Source organism: Mesorhizobium sp. WSM4828 (genome assembly GCF_055811175.1).
Genome location: NZ_JBVVQK010000071.1, coordinates 1 through 3,764, shown reverse-complemented (window position 1 = coordinate 3,764; position 3,764 = coordinate 1). Strand labels below are relative to the sequence as shown.

Below are 3,764 nucleotides of genomic sequence, written 5' to 3'. Positions count from 1 at the left end.
CCCCCAGACGGAATGACAGGCGCGGGAACAGGCTCGTGCTCAACCGGTATAATCACCTTCTTCGGGGTTTTTTGTTTGCGAACGGACCTAACGACTTTCGGCGGAGGCACTCGGCGGAGAATCTTCGGCTGGGGCGTTTCGACCAGCGGCGTCGGCTCAACTTTCGGAACCAGGGAAGTGCAGCCCATGAGACCCGCCACGAAACCGGATAACGCTGCTCCAAGTATTGCTTGTCTCAAGACTCCGCCCGCCATTGTCTCCTCCTTGGTCAAAACAAGTCCCGACGCGGATTGGCTTCTTCCCAGACTCGTCTGGCCGCGTTAACCAGTTGGGTGTCTTGTGAACCGGAGCCAGGAAGCTTCGATTTCAGTTCCTGTCGCAATTGCTTCAACGCCGCTGTTTTCGGCTTCGATCCGAACTTTGCCAGCGTCCTCTGGGCGTCCGGCACTTCCTTGCGCACGTCAAGTGCGGCCGCAAGCGCAAGGAAGCGCACGGCAAGGGCCTGATCGGTCTTGTCGCCCTTTTGCATCTCGAGGGCCGCGCGATCGTAAGCTGCGAACGGATCACCCCGCGCGATCCCAATTTCGAACAATCTTTGCGCTTCTGCGAGGCTCCGTTCCACACCGACACCGTCCCGATACATGCGTGCGAGGCTGCCAGGCGCATAGGGCTGGCCGAGATCGATTGCCTGCTGAAATAACGCTAGCGCCGTTTTGGGATCCTTCTCAACGCCCTGCCCGGACAAGTAATTGCGCCCGAGCAGGTTCATGGAATACATGTCCTGCCGCTGGACACCGGCCTGCAGGAAGGCAACGGCGCGGGCCGGGTCAGCGGTTACGCCGTTGCGGCCCTCGGTGAAGATCGCGGCCAGATCGTTCATTGCATAGGTGTGCCCCATAGCGGCCGCCTTGAGCAGCAGGTCCAAACCCTTGCTGGTGTCGGGCTTGACGCCATAGCCATTGAACAAGGCGCGACCCCACGACGTCATCCCATAGGGATCGCCTTTGTCGGCGGCCGCCGCGTAGAGGGCATTGGCCTGGGTGCGGTCGAGGGCCACGCCGGTTCCGGTCGCATACATGTAGCCGAGTTCGAACACCGCGCGTACATGTCCCTTCCTGGCCGCCTCCTCGATGGCTGTCTTGGCTTCTTCGACCTTGCCTACCGCAAGCAGCGCCCGCCCCAGTTCATAGCGGAAGCGCGGGACTTCCGGATAAGCCTTTGCCGCGGCCTCGCAAAGCTCCACCGCGCTAGTGCCAATTTCGTTCGGCAGGAGGCCGGGGGTGACGCCTTGCAGATCGAGAGGTTCGCCGGCAGCCGTGTCGCACGGATCGATCGTCGGCGACAGTTTCATCGTGGCCGGCTTTGATGAACTGCTGTCCGCCCGGATTTCGAAGCCGACCTCGACCTTGGCTTGCGCGCCGATCTGCGGTTCATAGCGCAGCCGGTCGACCTCCCCGGCCATCAGGCTCGACTGCGGCGCCAGCGTTCGATCGGGCAGCGAGAGCGTTCCCGTTGCCGGATAACTCGATACTTTCAGGCTGACGCCGGGATCATCGGTCGGGAAATCCAAATTGAGCGCAACTGGACCCACGCCCACGGGAACTTCGATGTCGCGGTTGCCGATCGCCTCGGCCGCACCGGTGATATGAATGCCACGCTCCAGCACCTGCTGCTTCTGCTCGGCCTCGAGCGAAGCCATGATCTGTTCGCCTTGCGCGCCTTCGCCGCTCTTGACCCGGAACACGACGATGCCTTGGGTCTGACCGCCCCAGTCGTCATGCGTCGCATAGGCCAGCATGTCGACCTCTTCCTGCGGAGCGACTCCCTTGGGAACATCCATCTGCAGACGCGGGAGATCCTTGCCCTTGATCGGCACGCCCAACTCGACAGGCTTGCCGTCCAGCATCAAACGCCCCAGGGCGGGCGGTCTTTCGATGCTCAGGGTAATCGTGCCACCATCGACATCGACCGGTTCAGGCAGACCCAAGTCGACCGGTCCGACTCCTGACAGCACGACCTTCTCCAGTACGGGCGGCAGCGAGGGTCGATTGCTGCGGCGCATCAGGACGACTTCGTCGATCAGCGATGAGTTCTCCCAGGGAACCTGGAGGCCGTTTGTAGCCTCGACAACATCGCGGCGCACCGCCGCCATCACGGTGCGGATCTCCTGGTTCGGGGCCAGCGCGCGACGGGAAAACGCCGCCGAAAACGGGCTGAGTTCGCCGGCGCCGTCATAAGCCGCCGCGCCGGGTTCGGTGGCGAAAGCAATCAAGGTGTTCAGCGAGCTTCTCACCTGTGCGAGCCCGGTATTGCCGGCAGTGATGAGCTGATCTCTCAGCCAGTAATTCTTGCGCGGAAACGGATTGTTGCGGCAGGCATCGAGTATGATCACCTGGATCTTTGATTTCGAGCGTAACTGTTCCAGCACATCGTTGAGCTTGATGGCCTGGACTTCGATGTCCGCCGCCTCCTTCAAGGAGGCATCCACCGGGATCAGAAAATTTTCGCCGCCGATCTGGAAACCGTGGCCGGAGTAGTAGACGACGGCCAGTTCTGAGCCGTCTGCGGCGGCAAGATAGTTGCGGAACTGCTCCTCGAATTGCAGCTTCGTCAGATCGCTTGCGACAAAGACCTCGAACCCCGCCAGTCGGAACGTTTTGGACACGTCCTCGGCATCCTTGGCCGGGTTTTTGAGTGCGGGGAATTGTCGGTACTCCGAGTTGCCGATGACAAAGGCGACCCTTCGGTCAGCGCAAGCCTCAAAGGTCGTGAAGCTCGCGAGGAGGAAGGCTGCGATGATTCCGCAAAGTCGGAGCATGGCAAATCCCTTGAACGCTATTGCCTCGCCCACAAGAACACGGCATGTGCCAGCAAGGTCCGTCAGAGAGCATGCAATCTGCCGAGACAAAAAGAGAGAAAAGCCGTCGCGACAGCGGGCATATTCCTCACTTGATTGAATGCTAAATTACATCAGGGACCGAGTGTCTGCAACGTCTGTCACACCTCCAGGCGTGCTCTTCCGATCCCTGGCGCTCTGCTCGGTCGGCCACGCGAGACTTACGAGCCTGCCAGTGCAATCACGCGGATCAATCCGGGTCACGAAACAGCTCACGGCGACACAGAGCTGGACCCGCGGCCGCGCCAGACCACATGGCCGCTAGACAGTCGACCGGATTGAGCACTGCGGCGGCTCTCGTAAGCAAACTCTTCCCGTTGCCCAGCGAAGCGGCATTTTGACGATTGTCCCGGCAGCTGGAATTGAAAAGCCCGGCGGTTCTGCGCGGTTTTCCAGCATCGAGCCGAGGCAAGATTCTTGGGTCCGAGTGTATGGCGGAGGGAGAGGAACTCGTATCCAACCTTCTGCGCACCGTACGCATCCGGTGAAGACCGCAGACGTGCGTATCCGGCGGCCATGAGGACCTGAGCACCGCGGTGCTGAGGTCAAGCTTTCGATGGGGAGACGCGATGATATTCTTCGAGGAGGAGTTTGACCTCGTCGATGCCTTCATCGGTGAAGGCCAAGATCCCGTCGTCATCGTTGGCCCCGTACACCCAGATGATGCCGTCCTCGGGCTCGAGACCGAGGGTCAGGTCCTGGATGAGCGCTTCGCTGACGCCGAGGTCCCTGGCGACGCGTTCGACGGTGTAGACGTGATGCACCTTATTGCGCTGCATGATCAGGCCGCCGCTGGTTGGGTCCGCAGTTTTGCGGATCTCCAATTCCACGGCAGCAAATCATCGATCCGATGGGCCGGATAGGCGGG

Annotated in this window: 3 protein-coding genes; all 3 read right to left on the bottom strand. The window is 61.0% G+C overall.

All coding sequences use genetic code 11. The features are described from left to right. The coding region (locus AC0L2X_RS32210) for a hypothetical protein (RefSeq protein WP_473601182.1) at positions 1–254 on the bottom strand (254 nt) is incomplete at its 3' end. 14 nt (positions 255–268) lie between these two features. Continuing rightward, the gene (locus tag AC0L2X_RS32205) at positions 269–2,818 is read right to left on the bottom strand and encodes a caspase family protein (protein ID WP_473601181.1); all 2,550 of its coding nucleotides are present in this window, start codon (positions 2,816–2,818) and stop codon (positions 269–271) included. Positions 2,819–3,441: 623 nt separating this feature from the next. Next, a complete protein-coding gene (locus AC0L2X_RS32200) occupies positions 3,442–3,675 on the bottom strand; it encodes a hypothetical protein (protein ID WP_473601183.1) in 234 nt (77 codons plus the stop codon). Positions 3,676–3,764 lie beyond the last annotated feature (89 nt).